Source organism: Ruegeria sp. H6, assembly GCF_056532975.1.
The window spans coordinates 55,408-73,791 of the sequence record NZ_JBQFOA010000016.1; the positions used below are offsets into that span (position 1 = coordinate 55,408).

At 58.2% G+C, this 18,384-nt stretch carries 24 protein-coding genes; 14 read left to right on the forward strand and 10 right to left on the reverse strand.

The window, feature by feature from the left end; all coding sequences use genetic code 11:
- Positions 1-6: 6 nt before the first annotated feature.
- The 5 genes from ACR0AG_RS20125 to ACR0AG_RS20145 all read right to left on the reverse strand — a co-directional run bounded on the left by ACR0AG_RS20125 (position 7) and on the right by ACR0AG_RS20145 (position 2,972).
- Entirely contained in the window at positions 7-630 is a 624-nt protein-coding gene (locus ACR0AG_RS20125; RefSeq protein ID WP_480842106.1) for a trimeric intracellular cation channel family protein, read from the reverse strand.
- Positions 627-1,097, reverse strand: a complete 471-nt coding sequence (gene rnhA, locus ACR0AG_RS20130) for a ribonuclease HI (RefSeq protein WP_480842108.1) — start codon at positions 1,095-1,097, stop codon at positions 627-629. Before rnhA ends, ACR0AG_RS20125 begins: the two co-directional genes overlap by 4 nt.
- Positions 1,090-1,683: a class I SAM-dependent methyltransferase gene (locus tag ACR0AG_RS20135; protein WP_480842110.1), complete on the reverse strand. Its 594-nt coding sequence runs from the start codon at positions 1,681-1,683 to the stop codon at positions 1,090-1,092. Before ACR0AG_RS20135 ends, rnhA begins: the two co-directional genes overlap by 8 nt.
- Positions 1,680-2,132 (reverse strand): DUF3429 domain-containing protein, encoded by a 453-nt coding sequence (locus ACR0AG_RS20140; RefSeq protein WP_480842112.1) that lies wholly within the window; start codon positions 2,130-2,132, stop codon positions 1,680-1,682. The genes ACR0AG_RS20135 and ACR0AG_RS20140 overlap by 4 nt, the downstream gene beginning before the upstream one ends.
- Positions 2,133-2,396: 264 nt before the next feature.
- Positions 2,397-2,972, reverse strand: coding sequence for a LabA-like NYN domain-containing protein (locus tag ACR0AG_RS20145; RefSeq protein WP_170575648.1), 576 nt, complete (start codon positions 2,970-2,972; stop codon positions 2,397-2,399).
- Positions 2,973-3,108: 136 nt separating this feature from the next.
- On the opposite strand from ACR0AG_RS20145, the gene folK reads away from it, so the two are divergent.
- The 10 genes from folK (at position 3,109) to ACR0AG_RS20195 (ending at position 10,757) form a co-directional block, all read left to right on the forward strand.
- Positions 3,109-3,678 (forward strand): 2-amino-4-hydroxy-6-hydroxymethyldihydropteridine diphosphokinase, encoded by a 570-nt coding sequence (folK, locus tag ACR0AG_RS20150; RefSeq protein WP_480842115.1) that lies wholly within the window; start codon positions 3,109-3,111, stop codon positions 3,676-3,678.
- 94 nt (positions 3,679-3,772) lie between these two features.
- Positions 3,773-4,126 carry a DNA-directed RNA polymerase subunit omega gene (gene rpoZ, locus ACR0AG_RS20155; protein ID WP_170356736.1) on the forward strand — a complete coding sequence of 118 codons (354 nt, stop codon included), beginning with the start codon at positions 3,773-3,775 and terminating at the stop codon, positions 4,124-4,126.
- A gap of 26 nt (positions 4,127-4,152) precedes the next feature.
- Positions 4,153-6,285: a RelA/SpoT family protein gene (locus tag ACR0AG_RS20160; RefSeq protein WP_480842117.1), complete on the forward strand. Its 2,133-nt coding sequence runs from the start codon at positions 4,153-4,155 to the stop codon at positions 6,283-6,285.
- A gap of 16 nt (positions 6,286-6,301) precedes the next feature.
- A complete protein-coding gene (locus ACR0AG_RS20165) occupies positions 6,302-7,000 on the forward strand; it encodes a DUF2062 domain-containing protein (protein WP_480842119.1) in 699 nt (232 codons plus the stop codon).
- On the forward strand, positions 6,993-7,763 hold the full coding sequence (locus ACR0AG_RS20170; RefSeq protein WP_480842121.1) for a pyridoxine 5'-phosphate synthase: 771 nt from the start codon (positions 6,993-6,995) through the stop codon (positions 7,761-7,763). Before ACR0AG_RS20165 ends, ACR0AG_RS20170 begins: the two co-directional genes overlap by 8 nt.
- Positions 7,764-7,796: 33 nt before the next feature.
- Positions 7,797-8,228: an ABZJ_00895 family protein gene (locus ACR0AG_RS20175; RefSeq protein WP_480842123.1), complete on the forward strand. Its 432-nt coding sequence runs from the start codon at positions 7,797-7,799 to the stop codon at positions 8,226-8,228.
- Positions 8,225-8,644 carry a holo-ACP synthase gene (acpS, locus tag ACR0AG_RS20180; RefSeq protein WP_480842125.1) on the forward strand — a complete coding sequence of 140 codons (420 nt, stop codon included), beginning with the start codon at positions 8,225-8,227 and terminating at the stop codon, positions 8,642-8,644. The genes ACR0AG_RS20175 and acpS overlap by 4 nt, the downstream gene beginning before the upstream one ends.
- A gap of 58 nt (positions 8,645-8,702) precedes the next feature.
- Positions 8,703-9,542 (forward strand): signal peptidase I, encoded by an 840-nt coding sequence (lepB, locus tag ACR0AG_RS20185; protein ID WP_480842127.1) that lies wholly within the window; start codon positions 8,703-8,705, stop codon positions 9,540-9,542.
- On the forward strand, positions 9,539-10,216 hold the full coding sequence (gene rnc / locus ACR0AG_RS20190; protein WP_480842187.1) for a ribonuclease III: 678 nt from the start codon (positions 9,539-9,541) through the stop codon (positions 10,214-10,216). Before lepB ends, rnc begins: the two co-directional genes overlap by 4 nt.
- Positions 10,217-10,238: 22 nt before the next feature.
- Positions 10,239-10,757, forward strand: a complete 519-nt coding sequence (locus tag ACR0AG_RS20195; RefSeq protein ID WP_480842129.1) for an N-acetyltransferase family protein — start codon at positions 10,239-10,241, stop codon at positions 10,755-10,757.
- A 2-nt stretch (positions 10,758-10,759) separates the two neighbouring features.
- Here the strand turns inward: ACR0AG_RS20195 and ACR0AG_RS20200 are convergent, their stop codons facing one another.
- The gene (locus ACR0AG_RS20200; protein ID WP_480842131.1) at positions 10,760-12,136 is read right to left on the reverse strand and encodes a multicopper oxidase family protein; all 1,377 of its coding nucleotides are present in this window, start codon (positions 12,134-12,136) and stop codon (positions 10,760-10,762) included.
- A 157-nt stretch (positions 12,137-12,293) separates the two neighbouring features.
- Between ACR0AG_RS20200 and era the strand changes: the two genes are divergently transcribed.
- From era to ACR0AG_RS20215, 3 genes are all read left to right on the forward strand, one after another.
- Complete coding sequence (era, locus tag ACR0AG_RS20205) at positions 12,294-13,202, forward strand: GTPase Era (protein WP_480842133.1); 909 nt, start codon at positions 12,294-12,296, stop codon at positions 13,200-13,202.
- A complete protein-coding gene (locus ACR0AG_RS20210; protein WP_480842135.1) occupies positions 13,199-13,528 on the forward strand; it encodes a DUF1491 family protein in 330 nt (109 codons plus the stop codon). Before era ends, ACR0AG_RS20210 begins: the two co-directional genes overlap by 4 nt.
- A gap of 122 nt (positions 13,529-13,650) precedes the next feature.
- Positions 13,651-13,974, forward strand: a complete 324-nt coding sequence (locus tag ACR0AG_RS20215; protein ID WP_480842137.1) for a SemiSWEET transporter — start codon at positions 13,651-13,653, stop codon at positions 13,972-13,974.
- A 25-nt stretch (positions 13,975-13,999) separates the two neighbouring features.
- Here the strand turns inward: ACR0AG_RS20215 and ACR0AG_RS20220 are convergent, their stop codons facing one another.
- On the reverse strand, positions 14,000-14,389 hold the full coding sequence (locus ACR0AG_RS20220; protein ID WP_480842139.1) for a VOC family protein: 390 nt from the start codon (positions 14,387-14,389) through the stop codon (positions 14,000-14,002).
- Positions 14,390-14,556: 167 nt separating this feature from the next.
- Here ACR0AG_RS20220 and recO point away from each other — a divergent pair, with 167 nt between their 5' ends.
- Positions 14,557-15,282, forward strand: coding sequence for a DNA repair protein RecO (gene recO / locus ACR0AG_RS20225; RefSeq protein ID WP_480842189.1), 726 nt, complete (start codon positions 14,557-14,559; stop codon positions 15,280-15,282).
- Here the strand turns inward: recO and ACR0AG_RS20230 are convergent.
- The 3 genes from ACR0AG_RS20230 to ACR0AG_RS20240 all read right to left on the reverse strand — a co-directional run bounded on the left by ACR0AG_RS20230 (position 15,266) and on the right by ACR0AG_RS20240 (position 18,148).
- Positions 15,266-15,658, reverse strand: a complete 393-nt coding sequence (locus ACR0AG_RS20230) for an META domain-containing protein (RefSeq protein ID WP_480842141.1) — start codon at positions 15,656-15,658, stop codon at positions 15,266-15,268. The two genes, recO and ACR0AG_RS20230, sit on opposite strands and share 17 nt — an antisense overlap.
- Positions 15,659-15,698: 40 nt before the next feature.
- Positions 15,699-16,241 carry a hypothetical protein gene (locus ACR0AG_RS20235; protein WP_480842143.1) on the reverse strand — a complete coding sequence of 181 codons (543 nt, stop codon included), beginning with the start codon at positions 16,239-16,241 and terminating at the stop codon, positions 15,699-15,701.
- 215 nt (positions 16,242-16,456) lie between these two features.
- A complete protein-coding gene (locus tag ACR0AG_RS20240) occupies positions 16,457-18,148 on the reverse strand; it encodes an acyl-CoA dehydrogenase family protein (protein ID WP_480842145.1) in 1,692 nt (563 codons plus the stop codon).
- Positions 18,149-18,384: the final 236 nt, after the last annotated feature.

The following is an 18,384-nucleotide window of genomic DNA, read 5'->3' on the forward strand; positions in this document are numbered from 1 at the left end:
GCGCCGTCAGTTGCGCGGCGGGCGTGTTTTGTAAACCGGCAATTGCCAACCCAGCAGCAGGGAACCGGCCCGCAACGACCAGCAGATCAACGCGCACAGACTCAAAGCCGCCAGACTGCCCAGCCCGAATTCAGTCGCGATTTCAGCCGCCAGAGCCCCCGCAAAGGCGCAGGACACATACAACTGACCCTGTTTCAGCACCAGCGGCACCTCGTTACAGACCACGTCGCGCATCAACCCGCCGAGGCACCCGGTGGTGACACCCATCAGAACAACGATAACCCCGGGCTGATCCAGCGACAGCGCCGCGCCGGTGCCGGCGGCAACGGCGACCGGCAGGGCAAAGCTGTCGAGCCAAACAAGCCAGTTGTAACGGCTCTCCACCAGATGTGCGGTGAAAAAGACCAGCACGGCGGCTGCGGTGGCAATCAGGATGTAGGCCGGTTGCCCGACCCAGAAAATGGGGTGCCGGTCCAACAGCAAATCGCGCACTGTTCCACCCCCAACCGCCGTCAGGCACGCAACAAAGGCAAAGCCAACAAGGTCCAGTTGCGCCCGGCTGGCCACCAGCGCGCCGGTCAGCGCAAAGATCAGAACGGCCGCGTAGTCGAGCAGCGCCAGACCGCTCATGCTTGCGCCTTTTTTTTCGGTTTGAACGGAGCCATTCCCGCGCGTGCCAGCTCGTCCGCGCGTTCGTTTTCCGGATGGCCAGCGTGTCCCTTGACCCATTCCCAGGTCACATCGTGGCGTTCTTGCGCCTCATCAAGGCGCTGCCACAGATCGACATTCTTGACCGGCTTCTTGTTCGACGTTTTCCAGCCGTTGCGTTTCCAACCGAAAATCCATCCGGTAACACCGTTTTTCACATACGCGCTGTCGGTGACGATAGTGATAGTCGAGGCGCGCTCCAACGTCTCAAGCGCACTGATCGCGGCCAGCAATTCCATCCGGTTATTGGTGGTTTCGGCCTCGCCGCCATTAAGCTCACGTTCTTTCAGGACAGTCTCGCCATCCATCGCGCGCAGCAGGACGCCCCAGCCGCCTGGCCCCGGATTGCCTGAACATGCACCATCTGTATAGGCAAAAAGCTTAGGCATGGGTGGCTAGCCTGATCCAGTCGGAAATCGACCCGTCCAGCCCGATTCCGCTGCCTGTTTGCTGGCCCGTGACGGTAAAGCCTGCCATGTTCAGATAAGACTTCGATTCATCCTCTTCGTAGTAGGTGTAGAACCGGCCAATCCGATCGGGACCTTCGCCCTGACCCAGTTTGAGCGCGATATAGAACGCGCCACCGGGTTTCAGGGCCCGATGGATGGCCTTCAGATGTGTCGGAAGGTCCGCGCGTTTTGCATGCAACAGGCTGAAATTGGCCCAAACGCCGTCATAGACAGCCTGATCGCTCAGGTCTTCGAAACGAGACTGCGTGGCCGAGACACCGGGATGCGAGGCGGCAAGGTCAACCATTTCGGCAGAGGCATCGGTTGCATCGACCACGAGCCCGGCCCGTGCCATTTCGGCGGCGCTTGTTCCAGGGCCGCAACCCAGATCCAGAACGCGACCGCCCGCAGGAACGGCGTCAATGAAATCGATCAGGCCCCGATCAGCCTTGTTTTCGTTATCGGTCAATTCGGCGTAGCGTTTTGCTTGTGCGTCGTAGACAGAAATCGTTTTGGGATCGCTCACAGATAGACTCCTACAGACAGGCACAAGACGACGACGGCAGTCAGAAATACACGCAGTTTCATCCACCACCTGGGCGCTAATCCCCAATACCAGAATGCCGCGTCCAGCAGAAGTAGCCCGACAAACCCCATGATCAGGTTAAGGCCGGCACTGACCGGCCCTCCGCCTGTCATGAAAAACGCCCAAAGAGCGGGAAGGATGGACAGAACATACCCGGTGGCGGCTTTGCTGCCGGATGTCTTGGTGGCAAACCCCCACAGAATCCCGGACATGAAGCTAAGGATGACCGAACCGTAGAACAACTGAATGTAGGGCCCGACAAACCGAGGGCCCAATGCGCGGCTGCCCCAGGCTTGCAGGTCCGCATTCACATAGGTCAACGCGCCCCAGACAAACGGGACCAACCCGGCAAGGCCAAGAACCAGCGGGGCGGTGGGAACACCTTTCATGATGCGAAACCGCACGCTTGCATCAGCATTTCCGTGAATGTGCGTGAAACAGAAACAATTCCTGAGGCTTTGGTCATTTGTGTCTCCTTGGCGGAGACAGGTAAGGCTTTTGACACCAATGGTCCAGCCGAACGGGATTGTCATTTCCCTGATACAGAAAGCGGCTAGAAAGACCGTATTTCAGGACGAACAGATCGTTAAAGACACGCGGCCAGGTTCTCCCCGGAACCTGGCCGCATATTGTCCTGTCCGAGCTGTGATCGGTCAGCTGCCACCAGCGGCGGCGACGCTGCGCGGTTCTGCGGGCATCTCGCGGGGCGGACGGCCGATGACATCGCGCAGGTCCTCAAGCTCGATGAAATTGTCCGCTTGGCGACGCAACTCGTCCGAGATCATCGGCGGCTGACTGCGGATGGTCGATACGACCGAAACACGCACCCCCTGACGCTGCAGGCTGGCAATCAACGGACGAAAATCCCCATCGCCCGAGAACAGCACGATATGATCAACGCGCGGTGCCAGTTCCATTGCATCGACCGTCAGTTCGATGTCCATATTTCCTTTGACTTTCCGACGCCCCATGCTGTCGGTGTATTCCTTGGCCGGTTTAGTAACCATGGTGAAGCCGTTGTAATGCAGCCAATCAACCAATGGCCGGATCGGAGAATACTCGTCATTTTCCAGTAGCGCTGTGTAGTAAAAAGCCCTAAGGAGTTTGCCTCTGCGCATGAATTCCTGGCGCAGCAACTTGTAGTCTATGTCAAACCCCAGTGCTTTTGCGGCTGCGTAAAGATTCGAGCCGTCGATGAACAGCGCTAGCCGTTCGTCTTTATAAAACATAAATGGTCCCTTCCGGTATAAGCCAATGCGCCGGATATCCGTGAGCGTGAATAATTTGGTCAGCACAATGGTGTGCCTAAAATAAGTGATTTGGCTTTTATCGCAAGTATTCTCTGGACCGAATATGGGAGCAAATATGGTTAATAGTGGGTTAACGGCCGTAATTGCCCTAGGGGCAAATCTCAGTATGAGAGATAAGTCGCTCAAGGTGACACTCGAACAGGCACTAGACGCCATGGCCGATGCCGGGCTGGTGATTCGGTCCCGAAGCCGTCTTTATTCGACCCCGTGTTTTCCAGCTGGTGCCGGGCCTGACTATGTCAACGCAGCCGCCGAAATCGAAACAGATCTGACCCCGCACGAGGTTTTGACCATTCTGCACGGGATCGAGCATGACTTTGGTCGTAACCGCGTGCAGCGCTGGGGCATGCGCACCCTGGATCTGGATCTGATCTGTTGGGGCAGTCATGTGATGCCTGATCTGCCGGAATTTGAGCGCTGGCGGACGCTGCCAGCCGACCAGCAGGCGCAGATCGCTCCGGACAGGTTGATCTTGCCGCATCCAAGGCTGCAGGACCGCGCGTTTGTCCTTGTGCCGATGGCTGAAATCGTGCCCGATTGGTGCCATCCTGTGTTGAACCTTACGGTGAGCGAGATGCTGGATCAGTTGCCGGCCGGTGAAATCGCTTTGGTCCGGCCTCTGTGATCGCTGCAATTGCAGCATTTCCTGCTTGTCAATCGGGGGATTCGCGCTTAGATAAACCCCTTCCTGACATGGATTCATATACGGAGAGCGCCCCATGGCCCGCGTGACGGTCGAAGATTGCGTAGACAAGGTACAGAACCGGTTCGAACTGGTGATGCTTGCCGCCCATCGGGCGCGTGAGATTTCTGCCGGTGCGGCGATCACCGTGGATCGTGACAACGACAAGAACCCCGTCGTGTCCCTGCGCGAGATTGCAGACGAAACACAAAGCGCCGATGAGCTGCGCGAACGCCTGATCGAGGCCAACCAGACTCAGATCGAGGTGGACGAGCCCGAAGAAGATCAGATGGCATTGTTGATGGGCGCGGAATCCGACAAGCCCGCGGATGACGACATGTCCGAAGAAAAGCTTCTGCGCGCGCTGATGGAGGCCCAAGGCCAGGGGTAAGCCCCAAACTCGAAGGTGCGGACCGGATGATTTCTGCTGAAGACCTGATTGCGCTGGTCCGCAACTACAACCCCAAGACAAATGCCGACCGCATCACCCTGGCCTATGAGTTTGGCCAGCAGATGCATGAAGGTCAATTCCGCCATTCGGGCGAGCCCTATTTTACCCACCCTGTTGCCGTTGCCGCCATCCTGACCGAACAGCGTCTGGATGATGCGACCATTATTACCGCACTTCTGCACGATACGATCGAGGACACCAAGGCCAGCTATGGCAAGGTGGCCGAGCTGTTTGGGGAAGAGGTTGCCAAACTGGTGGATGGGGTCACCAAGCTGACCAACCTGCAGCTTTCCAGCCGGGAAACCAAGCAGGCCGAAAACTTCCGCAAGTTGTTCATGGCGATGTCCAAGGATCTTCGGGTGATCCTGGTCAAACTGGCCGACCGTCTGCACAACATGCGCACCATCAAGGCGATGCGCCCGGAAAAACAGGTGCAGAAGGCGCGCGAGACGATGGATATCTACGCGCCTCTGGCAGGGCGCATGGGTATGCAATGGATGCGAGAGGAGCTCGAAGACCTCGCGTTCCGCGTTCTCAACCCCGAGGGTCGCCAGTCGATCATCCGCCGCTTTATCACGCTTCAACGGGAAACCGGTGATGTGATCCATCGGATCACCGGAGATATGCGGCACGAACTGGAGAAAGCCGGGATTGAGGCCGAAGTATTTGGCCGTGCCAAGAAACCCTATTCGATCTGGCGTAAGATGCAGGAAAAGGATCAGGGGTTTTCGCGCCTCTCGGACATCTACGGGTTTCGCATCATCACCCGATCCGAGGAAGATTGTTACCGCACCCTTGGCGCTATTCACCAGCGCTGGCGCGCGGTGCCGGGGCGGTTCAAGGACTATATCAGCCAGCCGAAATCGAACGGCTATCGCTCGATCCACACCACGGTGTCTGGCCGGGATGGAAAACGGGTCGAGGTTCAGATCAGAACCCGGCAGATGCACGACGTGGCCGAAACCGGCGTCGCCGCGCATTGGTCCTATCGTGACGGTGTGCGAACCGAAAACCCCTTTGCGGTCGATCCCGCCAAGTGGATTTCGAACCTGACCGAACAGTTTGACAGCGAAGAAGATCACGAGGATTTCCTTGAAGCCGTCAAGCTTGAGATGTATTCCGACCAGGTGTTCTGCTTTACCCCCAAGGGCGACGTGGTCAAACTGCCTCGCGGCGCGACACCGATCGACTTTGCCTATGCCATCCACACCCGTATCGGACATGCCTGTGTCGGGGCGAAGATTGACGGCATACGTGTGCCTTTGTGGACCCGGATCAAGAACGGACAATCGGTTGATGTTATTACGGCCGACGGTCAGACGCCCCAGGTGTCCTGGCTTGAGATTGCGGTCACGGGCAAGGCACGCACCGCCATCCGCCGCGCCTTGCGAGAGGTTGATCGCGAACGGTTCATCAAGCTGGGCAAGGAACTGGCCCGCGCCGCGTTTGAACATGTGGGCCACAAGGCGACCGACAAGGCGCTGGACACCGCGGCAAAGCACCTGCGCCTCAAGGACCGCCACGAGTTGCTGGCCCGTTTGGGCAGCGCTGAACTGACAGCGCATGAGGTGGTCAGCGCGGTTTACCCCGAGTTGACTAAAGACGATGGCGACGCCGTTCCGCTGCGCCGTGCGGTGATTGGCCTGGAGCCAGGTCAAAGTTTTGAGCGCGCGCCTTGCTGTCAGCCTCTGCCTGGAGAACGCATCGTCGGGATCACCTATCGCGGGAAAGGCGTGGTGGTTCACGCCATCGATTGCGACCGCCTGTCCGAGTTCGAGGACGCACCGGATCGCTGGGTTGACCTGCATTGGCACACGGGCACGCATCCTGCAGTGCATGGCGCGACGCTGGATCTGACCATTGGCAATGATGCGGGCGTGCTGGGCCGTATCTGTACCTTGATCGGCGAGAAGAAGGCAAACATCTCGAACCTGGAATTTGTTGACCGCAAACCGGATTTTTACCGCCTTATGATCAGTGTTGAACTGCGCGATCTTGAACAGCTTCATTCCTTGATGTTGATGCTTGAGGCAGAAAGCGATGTCGCCGCGGTCGAGCGGTTCAGAGACCGGGCAGGCACCGGTGTCGCAGCAGGCTAGGAAGGGGTGATCAGGAGTGGTTTTCAAGCGCCGAGATCGACGCTCGCCTGTCCAGATCGCATCTGAATTCGTCTACCCGCGAGGTGGGTGGACGCGTGCATTTCTATACGTCAAACACCGTGTGCGCCGTTTGCCGGACACGCCCGAGCGTATTGCGCGCGGTATCGGCGCTGGTGTTTTTGCGGCATTCACTCCGTTTTATGGTCTGCATTTTCTAGTCGCTGCGGTTTTGGCCCGAATTCTCAACGGCAACATTTTGGCCGCTCTCAGTGGGACTTTCTTTGGAAACCCGCTGACTTATGTGCCGATTGGTGTGATTTGTCTGCAAACCGGTCACTTTCTATTGGGCACCGAGTTTGATGAAGACGACACAGTCGGTCTGATGGGCAAGTTTGCCGATGCGTTGGGTGATCTGAAAAACAACTTTTTTGCCATCTTTACGGACCGGGTTGCAGATTGGCGCGGGCTCGACAAATTCTACGACGAGGTGTTTCTGCCCTATCTGGTGGGTGGCATCATTCCAGGGGTCATCGCGGGTTTCGTCTGCTATTACCTCAGTTTGCCCCTGATCCGGACGTATCAGCAACGCAGGCGGTCGCGGATCAAGGCGAAATTCGAAGAAATCAAACGCTTGGCACAATCCAAGACTGCCGTTCCCGTGGCAAACGAACTAGGGTCGGCAGAAGAAGCGAAAAGGGATTCGACCGATGCCTGACACTCATTTGCGGCTGGGCGTGAATATCGATCACGTTGCAACAATTCGGAATGCGCGCGGTGGGGCGTACCCTGACCCCTTGCGCGCGGCAAAGCTGGCGGAAGAGGCCGGTGCAGATGGCATAACCGCGCATTTGCGCGAAGACCGTCGGCATATCGTCGACGAAGATATCGAAGCGCTGATGGACGCTCTGACCGTTCCGCTGAACTTTGAAATGGCAGCGACGCCCGAGATGCAGCAGATTGCCCTGCGCCACAAACCGCATGCGGTGTGCATCGTTCCGGAAAAACGCGAAGAGCGGACCACCGAAGGCGGCCTGGAAGTGGCGCGCGAAGAGAACAAGCTGGCCCATTTCATCGCGCCTTTGCGCGATGTTGGCTGCCGTGTGTCGATCTTCATCGCCGCCGATCAGCGCCAGATCGAGGCAGCCCACCGTATTGGCGCCGAAGTGATCGAGCTGCACACTGGCGCCTATTGTGACTTTCACGCCGAAGGCAAAATGGACGACGCTGCGCGCGAGCTTGAGGCGCTGCGCGATATGGCCGCGTTCGCACACTCACTGGGGTTGGAGGTTCACGCAGGCCACGGATTGACCTATGACACCGTTCAGCCGGTTGCAGCCTTTCCCGAGGTGCGCGAGCTGAACATCGGTCATTTTCTGATCGGCGAGGCCATATTCCGCGGCCTGACACCGGCCATCGCGGAAATGCGCCGGTTGATGGATGAGGTGCGATCCAAACCGATGGTCGATTCGGTGGGCTGAGGTTTGAAGCACATAGATCTATGGCAATACACGGTGTGGTTGGTCGCAATCAGATACCTGCTACCGGTCGCCGTGGTTGTATTGTTCTATCTGACCGGCATTGATCTGGCCAACATCGGGATCCCCTATTTGTCCGCGATCATTGCTGCCGCAATTGTAGGCCGCTGTACTGCACGTGCGAATGGATTCATGCCAGGACTGTTCGAAACGCTGATTTTCGCTTGCGTATCCAGCATGTTGTTTTGTGTTGTCAGCTATGTTGCCTACGTTCTGTTAGCGGTTTCCGGGATTGGGCCGGTGGATGTTCGTTTGTTGGAGTTTTGGCATCAAAGCGGGAGCATAGTAACCTTAATGGCATTGCAGCTCTCGTTTGCGCTGTTTGCCAATAGCGTGATTTTTTGGCTAGCTGCAAAAACCGAACTCAGGGCGATTGCTCGCCGGATAAACAAAGAACAAATGCAATGATCCTCGGCATCGGCACAGACCTCGCGAATATCGAACGCATTCAGGGTACGCTCGACCGGTTTGGGGATCGGTTCCGCAATCGCGTGTTCACCGAAACCGAACAGCGCAAAGCCGAACGGCGGCATGACACCGCCGGGACCTATGCCAAGCGTTGGGCCGCGAAAGAGGCGTGTTCCAAGGCGCTGGGCACCGGTCTGCGCATGGGCATCGCGTGGAAAGATATGGCTGTCACCAATCTGCGTACCGGGCAACCGGTGATGCATGTCACGGGCTGGGCTGCCGAACGTTTGAAGGAAATGACGCCCAAAGGGCATGAAGCCATCATTCACGTCACGCTGACCGATGATCACCCCTGGGCGCAGGCATTTGTGGTCATCGAGGCGCGTCCCGTTCACGAAGGCCGCGTGCAGCCTTGACTTGCCCCCACCCGGGCCGCATGTAGCACCGCAACGACCAGAAGGACCGGAGAGCAGTATGGCCGAGGAAGCCAAGTCAGGAAACGCCGTTTGGGAGACGATCAAAACCATCGTCTATGCCCTTTTGATCGCGGGCGTTTTTCGCACCCTGTTTTTTCAGCCGTTCTGGATTCCGTCGGGCTCGATGAAGCCGACGCTGCTGATCGGTGACTTTCTGTTCGTCAACAAGATGGCTTATGGCTATTCCTATGCCTCCTGCCCCAGCCTGATCATCCCCAGTGTCGGCTTGAACATCGATGCCGAGGATATCTGCGGCTGGATGCAGGGCGATGGCGACTCGCGTATTTTCGGCGGTGAGCCTGAGCGGGGCGACGTGATCGTCTTTCGTCACCCGGTCACTGGGCGGGACTATATCAAGCGTCTGATCGGCCTCCCGGGTGATCAGGTTCAGGTGCGCGATGGTATTGTGATCCTGAACGGTACTCCGGTGCCGCAGACCCCAGATGGCGTATTCACCGAAATCGCCGAACCGCAAGGCCCGCAGGGTCTGCGTCCGCGTTGCGAAAATGGTCCTGTGGGATTTGGTGGAACCTGCGAAAAGTCCCAAATGATCGAGACGCTGCCAAACGGCGTTTCCTATGACGTTCTCAACATCGGCAATCAGGGCGCCGACAATACCGGTGTCTATGTGGTGCCCGAGGGCGAGTATTTCTTCATGGGCGACAACCGCGACAATTCGGCTGACAGCCGCATACCGCAATCGGCCCAGGGTGTTGGTTTTGTTCCCTATGAGGACCTGATCGGTCGCGCGGATCGGATCATGTTCTCGTCAGCGGGCCGGTCGATGCTGTTCTTCTGGACATGGCGGAGCGACCGTTTCTTCAAGGCGGTGAATTGAAGCTTTCCGGTGAAATAAGGGCCTTTCAAAAGCGGTTGGGGTATGAGTTTCAGAACCCCGACCTGCTGGTGCGTGCCCTGACCCACGGGTCTGTTTCGTCACCGACCCGGCCCGATAACCAACGGCTGGAGTTTCTGGGCGACCGGGTGCTGGGGCTGGTGATGGCCACCGCGCTGCTTGAGGCGGACAGGGATGCCTCGGAAGGGCAGCTGGCCCCGCGTTTCAATGCTTTGGTGCGCAAAGAGGCCTGCGCCGATGTGGCGCGTCAGATTGAACTTGGCGCCGTTTTGAAACTTGGCCGGTCCGAAATGCTGTCGGGCGGGCGCCGCAAACAGGCGTTGCTGGGTGACGCGATGGAAGCGGTGATTGCCGCCATCTATCGCGATGCCGGGTTCGAAGCCGCGCGCGATATCATTTTGCGTCTTTGGGGGGATCGCATCCTCAAGGTTGAAGCGGATGCCCGCGACGCGAAAACCGCATTGCAGGAATGGGCGCAGGCGCGGGGGCAAAAACCTCCGTCCTATGTCGAGGTCAAGCGCAGCGGACCGGATCACGCGCCTGTCTTTACCATCGCCGCGCGCCTTCAGGATGGGGCCGAGGCGCAAGCAACCGCAGGGTCGAAGCGTCAGGCAGAACAAGCCGCCGCAAAGGCCTTGCTGGAGCAACTGACGTGATCGCACGCGCAGGGCCTGGGCCGTGAGGCTTAGGCCCGCAACCAAGACGGATGCGGCCAGTCTTGCCGCTTTGTCGATTGAGGTCTGGATCGGCACGTATCTGCGGCATGGCGTCAGTTCGTTCTTTGCCGAATTCGCGTTGTCCGAATTCACGATTGCCCGGTTTGAGGCCATTCTTGATGAGGATCGGGATTTCCTGGTCGTCTCGGAAAACCGGGATGGGATTGATGGCTTTATCCGGCTGGCGGAGGATCGCGTTGCGCCGAAAGAGGGGCTGTCGGATCTTGAGATCGTGACGTTTTATGTCCAGCCCCGCCATCACGGCAAGGGTATCGGATCAGCGTTGCTGGACGCTGCGATTGATCATTGCCGGGGCAAAGGGCGCGACACGATTTGGCTGACCACGAATTCAGAGAACGAACCCGCAATCAGTTTTTACCTTTCCAAAGGGTTCAGGCAGGTTGGGGTGACCGATTTCTGTATCGGCGATCAGTCCTATCCCAATCACGTTCTGGCGCTCGATCTGCCGAAGGGGCCTTAGGATCAGGCCACTCGGATAAACCCGGTCAGGCCGGTTTTCTGATGCTCGATCACATGGCAATGAAAGGCCCAATCGCCGGGGTTGTCGGCCACCAATGCGATCTCGACCACTTCGTCCTTGAGCAGCAGCATTGTGTCCGTCATCAGCGGAGGCAGCGCGCGCTGGTTGGACCGCAAGGGTACAAAGGCCAGCCCGTGCAAATGGATTGGGTGCAGGTTCGGCGACTCGTTTCGAAGGCGCAGTATATAGCTTTTGCCCAGTTCCAGCGTTGCCAAGGGTCCCACGCCGGGCGCAGCATCGCCCGGCCATGGGGTTCGATTGATCGACCAAAAATTATATCCCAATGACCCGCAGAAGCCGTTGTTGGGCAGCGTGCCCTCGGGTGTCCAACCAAAGACGAAATCCATCACTTCGGCATCTGTCAGATCCGGTTTTGCCACCGGGTTCACCGGCAACGGCCGGATCTCACGCAGGTCTCGCCCTGTTGAGGGCCCGATGGCCCGCAAGGATGCCATTGCGCGTGGCGGTTGCCCGGGTAGTTTTGCCATCAGATCGACCTTCTGGCCTTCACTTGCTGGCATCGAAACCGCAAAATCTACTCGTTGACCGGGACCAACCAGCAGGGGTTCTTCCGGGCTTGGCATCGGCAGGCTGAGCGTCACCGGGTGACCGTCCCAGGCAATGATCCGCGCCGTGGGGGCGGTCAGGTGGAGCCGGTAGATGCGCGTTGTGTCCGTGTTGACGACGCGCAACCGGACCAGACCGCCCGTGGGTTGATCATAGACAGGCGCGCTCAGCCAGTTTGCGGTGTGGACATTGCCGAAAGTACCGGCGCGCGCCGCCCCGCGCTGGGTATAGGCAGGTAGGAAACCGTCCTCTTCATCCAGCCGAAAGTCGCGCAGGTTGACCACCTGATCCGCGTCAAACCCGGGATCCTCAGCTTCGGCGATCACCATCACGCCGGTCAGCCCATGGGCCATCTGTTCCATCGTCATGCAATGGGGATGATACCAATAGGTTCCGGCGTCGGGAGGTGTGAACTCATAGGAAAATACCTCTCCTTCACCAATTGGCATCTGAGTCAGGTAGGGCACGCCATCCATTTCATTTGCGATCCGTAGCCCGTGCCAGTGCATCGCGGTATAGTCCGGCAGCGTGTTCTGCACAGCCAGTCGCATGGGCTTGCCTTGCTGGCCAAAAAGAACCGGCGGCGGGCTATCAGCCGACAGGCTTACCATCCCGGTCGTGGGTTTGTTGCGCAAGGTATAGCTGGCAGGCTGTATCACCAAGGTGTCTGGGCCCTGAGCCCAGCCAAGCGAACCCGCACCCACTGCACCTGTGGAAGCCGCGCTGCCCAAAAGAAACTCGCGTCGTTTCATGATGTGCCCCGATCAAAGGAATGCGCCTGGCTGGCAATGGCGTGGCGATACCGGTTTGTTGCATCCTGATCGCAAAGCCGCAATGCGACAAATCCCTCTGGCCCGCAGGACCATTCTGCTATAGGGGTGCGCACTTGCAAACAGGATCGCCAGATACATGACCACACGCGCCGGATTTATCGCCCTGATCGGAGAGCCCAACGCAGGCAAATCCACCCTGCTGAATCGCATGGTGGGGGCCAAGGTCTCGATCGTTACGCATAAGGTGCAGACGACCCGCGCCCGCATTCGCGGCGTCGCGATTGAGGGCGACGCGCAACTGGTCTTTGTGGACACACCGGGCCTTTTCAAACCCCGCCGCCGGCTCGACCGCGCCATGGTCGCCGCCGCATGGGGCGGGGCGGCTGATGCCGACGTGGTCGTCCTGATGGTCGAGGCGCATCGCGGCATCACCGAAGGGGTCGAACGCATCCTTGAAGGTCTGGAAGAGATCGGGCAGGACCGCACCGTCGCGTTGGCCATCAACAAGATCGACAAGGTGCCATCCGAGAAACTGCTGGCCCTGACCAGCGATCTGAACGCGCGCTATCCGTTCGTCGAAACTTTCATGATCTCAGCCGAGAAAGGCCACGGTGTCGAAGACCTGCGCAAATGGCTGGCGGACGAACTGCCCGAAGGCCCTTGGCTTTATCCCGAAGATCAGATCGCCGATCTGCCTTTGCGCATGATCGCAGCCGAGATGACGCGCGAGAAACTGACCCTGCGCCTGCATCAGGAACTGCCCTATCAACTGACCGTTGAGACCGAAAACTGGGAAGAGCGCAAGGATGGTTCGGCCAAGATCGATCAAGTCATCTATGTCATGCGCGACGGCCACAAGGGCATTGTGCTGGGCAAACGCGGCGAGACGATCAAGGCCGTCAGTCAGGCGGCACGAGCCGAGTTGGAAGAGTTTCTGGACCGCAAGATCCACCTGTTCCTGCAGGTCAAAGTCCGCCCCAACTGGCTTGAAGAATCCGAGCGCTATTCAGAGATGGGTCTGGATTTCAAAGACGGAAACGCATGACCCGGCTGACGGCTGAATTCTGGGTCCACGCTTATCTGGCGCGGTTGCGGTTTCAGGAAATTCCGGCCTTTGTTGTTGCCCATGGCGACGACACGGCCGGCGCCGTGCTGGTCAAGCTGAATACTTTGGGCGGGCAGGCAGTGGCCTTTCAGCGCAGTTTTGATCTGATGAGCGGCGAAAGAAAATGGATCGAACTGTCCAGCGGCCCCGAGGCTGACGTGGACGATGCGATCACGCGGCAACGTGGTTTTGACCCCGACCTCTGGGTGATCGAGGTCGAAGACCGGCTAGGGCGACACCTTTTGGGTGATGAAGGCTTGGAATAGCATATCCGCCGAATCCGATCAGGGGTCTTGGTCACCTTGATCAAAACCGCTAATTTGAAGATCGTTGTCGCCGAAACAGGTTGATCTCCGTCGGCGTTACCAGAGGCAAATGAGGTAGTCCCTTGCGTCACACACTGAGTCAAAAGCTGCAAAATTCAGAATTCGGCCACTGGATGCAGCGTTTCGAAGGCTTTATGGTTTTTATCGGCGTCGTTGGCCCCTTTGCCACGCTGCCGCAGTTGATCAAACTCTATTTCACCCACAGCGATCACGCGTCAGGCCAATCGCTGCTGTCTTGGTCGCTTTACGCCGGGCTGTCCTTCCTCTGGTTCATCTACGGGATCCTGGTCAAGAAACTGCCGATTTATGTCGGCAACGGCATCTCTACCATCCTGGATTGCCTGATGGTCATCGGCATCCTGATCCACGCCGGGGTTACGTTCTGATCCGGACTATGTGCTGCAGGGGTAATCAATCCGGGTTGCTCAGGTAGATAAAACTCATTTTGTTTCCGTCGGGATCACGCGCATACCCGCCAAAAAAGTTCGGGCCATATTGCGGACGCTCACCGGGATCGCCTTCGTTTGTGCCGCCATGGGCCATCGCGGTTGCGTGTGCTGCGCGCACCTCGTCTTCGCTTTGGCAAAGCAGGCCCACCATGTTGCCGTTTCCGACAGTCGCCTCTTTCCGATCAAATGGTTTTGCCACCCATATGGACCCGCCATCGCGCAGTTCATAGCAGACGGCGTGGGGCATGTATTCGGCGATGACCTTGCCGCCGATTTCGGGCATCACCGCGTCGTAAAACTCGCGCGCTTTGGACACATCGTTTGAACCGATCATGACATAATTCAGCGACATCTTAGACTCCAATGAAAAGAACATATAGAGAACATTAGCAATCTAATATGTTTCATGCAAAGTGTTTTTCATCCCAGCAGTCGCCAGTTTTGACTTGTTTGTCGCTTGAATGCGTCACGGTCATGGGATTTGCTGAAAATACAACTGACGACAGGACGGAACCAAGCTTGGAATGGCGCGATCACGGCATACTTCTGACCTCTCGCCGTCATGGCGAAACGGCGGCGATTATCGAGGTGTTCACCGAAGAACACGGCCGTCACGCCGGTGTTGTACGCGGCGGCGCCAGCCGTAAGATCGCGCCCATTTTGCAGCCCGGCGCGCAGTTGGACGTTTTGTGGCGGGCGCGACTGGAGGAACATCTTGGTACGTTTCAGGTCGAACCCTTGCGGTCCCGAGCGGCCGCGGCGTTTTCCGGCAGGCTGGCCCTTTCAGGGTTGAATGCCGTTGTGGCACTGTTGTCGTTTTGCCTGCCCGAGCGTGAACCGCACCCGTCGATTTACCGGCAAACCGAACAGCTGATGGATCTGCTGGGGCAGGACGAGATCTGGCCGCTGGCGTATTTGCGCTGGGAGCTGGCTTTGTTGGAAGAGTTGGGATTCGGCCTTGATCTGAAGCGGTGTGCGGTGACCGGCGCAAGCGAGGGCTTGGCCTATGTCTCACCCAAGACGGGTCGTGCAGTCAGCGCAGAAGGCGCGGGGGAGTGGGCAGACAAGCTGCTGCCGTTGCCGCCGTGCCTGCGAGGCCAAGGAAGCGCGCCAGATGCCGAAATTGCGCAAGGGTTGCAGACCACAGGGTATTTTCTGGAACATCGCGTCGCGCCGTCGCTGGGGCATGTTCCGTTGCCCGACGCGCGCGCGCGCTTTGTCGGGCAGTTCACTCGACGGCTTTGAACACCATCTCATGCCCGTCATCATTGCGCAGGATCAGCACATCGCCTGACACTTCGGATTGCGTCATGGCCATAAGCGCTGCGAAATACATGCCCTCGGCCTCAAGCCAGGCACAAGCCGCGCGTGTCGCCGTCAGATCGGAGATTTCGAACCAGGGGTAGGGAGCGTTCAGCTTACCCTGGTAAGAATTGCAGGGGGCGTTGCCCGCGATCCGGCCGTCTTCGGGAAACCGGATCAGGGCGCTGGCCGCAAAGGGTTGCCCGTCAATCTCTTGCAACCGCCAGGTTTGATCCGCCGCACCGTAGGCCGCGACGGTTTCATCCTGGTCGCATTGAAACAGGGCCAGAAAACACAGCAGCAGGGTCAGGCGTATCATGAGGGTGTTCTATCCTTTGGCTGCCGCCGAGTGAACCACATCAATAGGGGTTCGTACCGGTCAGCAACTCTTCCCGCACGTCCAGACGGGGGCGCCAGTTGTATTTTGTATCCTCCCGCACAGGGGCCCAATGCAGCACGCCGCTGTTGCGCCAGGGGTCCAGAATAATGCCGTCATACATCAAGTCGCCCTTTGCACTGATCAGGGCGGAATGATGGATGATCCGAAACGCGGTTGGCGGCGACGTAGCCCAATGCAGGTCCAGCGTGCGGAAATTCTCTTGCTTCAGGCGTGTGGTCATGGCCTGTGCCCAGTCATTGCACAGGCCCTTTTCGCGAAGCCCGTTGATGACCTTGGCGTTGTGGATGATGGCCGGATCAGTGACGGTCCAATCCTGTCTGAGTTGGTTGGAATAGGCAAAAGAAATCTCGGCAGCACGCCGTGCCTCGGCCGGGTCGACTTTGGGGTCAAGCTGCTGGATCGCCTGCGTCAATTGTTCGACATCGTCAGGGCCGGTGACCGGGGCCATGGCGCATCCCGTTAGGACCAAACAGGTCGCCATGATTGAGATAATGAACTTCACGCGCGATTCTCCTTTGGCCAACACAAAGACGGGTGTTGGCAGAGGCCCTTTAACCGAATTCCAATCCCGATCCGAGGGGGAAGTTTCGCGATTTGAGCTGAAAAATGCCGGATAAGTGCCCCGAGATTTCGAATTGCACGGGTTGGGCAGGTTCAAAACAAAAGAAAACCCGGCGCAGGGCCGGGTTCAGTTGGGGAAACCGCGACAGGCCTGGCTTAGGCCAGCAACCGTCGCGCGATGACTTGCGCCTGAATTTCGGCGGCGCCTTCAAAGATGTTCAGAATACGCGCGTCACACAGAACGCGACTGATCTTGTATTCCAGGGCGAACCCGTTTCCACCGTGGATTTGCAGACCGTTATCCGCCGCTGCCCAGGCCACCCGAGCCCCCAACAGCTTGGCCATACCGGCCTCAAGATCGCAGCGGTGACCATTGTCTTTTTCCCAGGCCGAGAAATAGGTCAGCTGGCGGGCGATCATGATCTCAACCGCCATCATCGCCAGCTTGCCGGACACGCGGGGGAAATTGATCAGAGATTTGCCAAACTGCTTGCGGTCCTGCGCATACTGCATGGCAATGTCCAACGCACTTTGGGCAACGCCGATGGCGCGCGCGGCGGTTTGGATGCGGGCCGATTCAAACGTCTCCATCAGCTGCTTGAACCCTTTGCCTTCTTCGCCGCCAAGCAGGTTCTGACCCTTGACCTTGAAGCCGTCGAACCCCAGCTCGTATTCTTTCATGCCGCGATAGCCCAGAACCTCGATCTCGCCACCGGTCATGCCGGGCGTGGGAAATGGGTCCGTATCCGTGCCCGGAGTTTTTTCTGCCAGAAACATCGACAACCCGCGGTGATCGGTTGAATCTGGGTCGGTACGGGCCAGTAGGGTCATGACATGCGTGCGGGCCGCATGGGTGATCCATGTCTTGTTGCCCGTGACCTCATAATCACCGTCTGCATTCTTGACCGCGCGAGTGCGCAGGCTGCCCAGATCGGACCCTGTATTGGGTTCGGTAAAGACTGCGGTGGGCAGGATTTCGGCGCTGGCGAGTTTGGGCAGCCAATGCGCCCTTTGCTCATCCGTGCCACCCGCGATGATCAACTCGGCGGCGATTTCCGACCGGGTCCCCAGAGAGCCCACGCCGATATAACCGCGCGACAATTCCTCGGAAACCACGCACATTGAGGCCTTGGACAGGCCAAAACCACCATGTTCTTCGGGAATTGTCAGGCCAAAAACGCCCATTTCTGCCAGTTCATCGATGATTTCGATTGGAATCAGCTCATCCCGCAAATGCCATTCGTGCGCATTTGGTTCGACCTTTTCAACGGCATATCGGCGGAACTGGTCGCGGATCATCTCAAGCTCTTCGTCCAACCCGGACGCACCGAACATCGTGGCCCCGGACTGATCCTGCATCAACGCGACCAGACGGGTGCGCGCGGCCTGTGTGTTGGCCTGCGCCATGAGCGTTTGCACCTCGGCGCAGTGGAACCCCGACAGCGCATCCCAGCCCAGCCCCAGATCCTGAAGGCGCACGACCTCACCCTGGTTCATTGGAATACCACCGGCCACCTGATGCAGGTACTCGCCAAAGGCGATCTGGTGCAGCAACTGTTCGATTTCACCAAATTTGCCATCGGCGTCCAGGGCTTCGGCCCAACGCTGCATCTGCTGCAGCGATCGATGATAGGTCGCCAGCCAGGCCAACCCGTGCGCGGCGGTCTGATGCTGTTCGATCAAAACGCCCGAGACGCGCCCCTCGGATGTCACCATGTCCTGAACAGAGGCTTTGGCCCGTTCAAACACAGCTTGAACGGCAGGCACGGCGGCGCGGGTCAAAGCCAGCAGGTCCGGTAAGAGGGGCGCAGGTGTCATGTTGGTCACTTCCTGTCCGTCATGGGCCATGAATCACGTCCTTGTCTGAGTCATCTGGTCATATCATGCTGCACGTGCAGCGCAACAAAAATACCAAAGAAAGCTGAAAAGAGTTCAATAATTACCTTAAGGATTTTGCGGCGCAGAGAAATCCAACGACGTTGCAACGGCAAAGATCTTTGCTTTTGCCTGCCCCAGCGTTCGCGTTTTGTTATTAGCTCTGTTTGGACAGGGTGTTCGGCCCGACAGAAGTGTCCAAGGCAACT